We start from the raw sequence: 2,070 nt of genomic DNA, 5'->3' as shown, positions 1-2,070 counted from the left end.
ACCCTTTTTTATTTAACAAATAAGTTTAAACCACTTCATTATTAAAAAACTTAAAGCAATACAATATTGAAGAAATTAAAGAACCTTCAATATAATAATTATGCAGGCTTAAAACATTACACTAAACTTTCACTTCCCGAAATTTCGCTTTATCTTTGCTCCTATTGATACCCATGCCATGGAAAATAATAAGAACCAGGAGATTGTAAAGAATGTCTTTACAAAATACCTTGAAGACAAAGGCCACAGGAAAACCCCTGAACGCTATGCCATACTCCAGGAAATATATAACAGCCAGGAACATTTTGATATAGAATCGCTCTACATCAAAATGAAGAACAAGAACTACCGTGTAAGCCGTGCCACGCTTTACAATACTATAGAACTGTTACTGGAATGCGGCCTGGTGCGCCGCCACCAGTTCGGGCAAAACCAAAGCCACTACGAAAAATCATATTTTGACAAGCAGCACGACCACATCATCATGACCGATACCGGAGAGGTTATCGAATTTTGCGACCCGAGGATACAGTCTATCAAAAAAACAATAGAAGAGATTTTCGGCATTGAAATTCATAACCATTCTTTATACCTTTACGGCCACAGGAAAGTACCTGCTGCCGAAAACCAATAACCGCCGTAACAACGGCAACGGCAAACCAACCCTGAAAAGGATTGGTTTTTGTTTTTAAATGAATAACACAATAACTACAAACATAAACAACCGCTAATAAAAATGACCGTAGATTTACTGCTTGGACTGCAATGGGGAGACGAAGGCAAAGGTAAAATTGTTGACGTACTGACCTCCGGATATGATATCATTGCCCGTTTTCAGGGAGGGCCTAATGCAGGGCATACCCTGGAGTTCGATGGCATAAAGCACGTACTCCGCACTATCCCTTCAGGTATATTCCATAAAAATTCTATTAACATTATAGGCAATGGTGTGGTGATGGACCCGGTGGTTTTCCAAAAAGAACTGGAAGGCCTGGAAAAATTCAATATCGACATTAAAAGCAGGTTGCTCATTTCCAGGAAAGCACACCTTATACTACCTACGCACAGGCTGCTTGATGCTGCTTCGGAAGCATCTAAAGGCAAGGCCAAAATTGGTTCTACCCTTAAAGGTATCGGCCCTACATATATGGATAAGACCGGCAGGAACGGTATCCGCATCGGCGATATTGAACTTGAGGATTTTAAAGACCGGTACAGGGCGCTGGCCGATAAGCACCAGGCCATGATAGCCTTTTATGATGTTGACCTGGAGTATGACCTTGAGGAACTTGAGGAAGAATTTTTCTCAGCGGTGGAAGCGCTTAAAGAACTTACTTTTATTGACAGTGAAGAGTACCTGAACAAAGCCATGAAAGAAGGCAAAACAATACTGGCCGAAGGCGCACAGGGTTCATTGCTTGACATTGATTTCGGGACCTACCCGTTCGTAACATCATCCAATACAACGGCTGCCGGTGCCTGTACCGGGCTTGGCATTGCACCAAACAGGGTAAAAGATGTGTTTGGTATATTCAAGGCCTATACAACACGGGTTGGCAGTGGCCCCTTCCCTACTGAACTTTTTGATGAAGATGGCGCTACCATGGCACGTGTAGGTAATGAGTTTGGTTCAGTTACCGGCCGTGCCAGGCGTTGCGGCTGGCTTGACCTTGTAGCGCTTAAATATGCCGTGCAGGTAAACGGCGTTACACAGCTTTACATGATGAAGGGCGATGTACTTTCAGGTTTTAAAACCCTGAAAGTGTGTACAGCTTACGAATATAAAGGCCAGAAGATAGGCCACCTGCCTTACAATATTGAGCCTGAAAACGTGAAACCGGTTTATGTTGAGAAAAAGGGCTGGGCTGCCGACCTGACCGGAATGACCAGCTATGAGCAGCTTCCTGCTGAATTGAAAGAATATATTGAATTTATTGAAAAAGAACTTGAAGTGCCTATAAAAGTAGTATCAGTTGGCCCGGACAGGACACAGACTATAATGAAGTAATTTTATGTTTCATACTAAAAAGAAGCCGTCTCAATACTTAAATTTTGAGACGGTTTTTTATT

Annotated in this window: 2 protein-coding genes; both read left to right on the top strand. The window is 42.4% G+C overall.

Features of this window, described 5'->3' with window-relative positions:
- The first annotated feature begins 178 nt into the window (after positions 1-178).
- The gene (locus tag CHU92_RS00500) at positions 179-634 is read left to right on the top strand and encodes a Fur family transcriptional regulator (RefSeq protein WP_094411524.1); all 456 of its coding nucleotides are present in this window, start codon (positions 179-181) and stop codon (positions 632-634) included.
- 102 nt (positions 635-736) lie between these two features.
- Complete coding sequence (locus CHU92_RS00495; RefSeq protein WP_094411522.1) at positions 737-2,008, top strand: adenylosuccinate synthase; 1,272 nt, start codon at positions 737-739, stop codon at positions 2,006-2,008.
- Positions 2,009-2,070 lie beyond the last annotated feature (62 nt).

Source organism: Flavobacterium cyanobacteriorum (assembly GCF_002251835.1).
In the GTDB taxonomy this organism is placed as follows: domain Bacteria; phylum Bacteroidota; class Bacteroidia; order Flavobacteriales; family Flavobacteriaceae; genus Flavobacterium; species Flavobacterium cyanobacteriorum.
This window is presented reverse-complemented; position numbering and strand designations above follow the sequence as displayed.

What these genes read in the sequence shown, in the direction of transcription:
- CHU92_RS00500 (WP_094411524.1), top strand. Translation starts at nt 179, where the DNA reads ATGGAAAATAATAAGAACCAGGAGATTGTAAAGAATGTCTTTACAAAA.
- CHU92_RS00495 (WP_094411522.1), top strand. Translation starts at nt 737, where the DNA reads ATGACCGTAGATTTACTGCTTGGACTGCAATGGGGAGACGAAGGCAAA.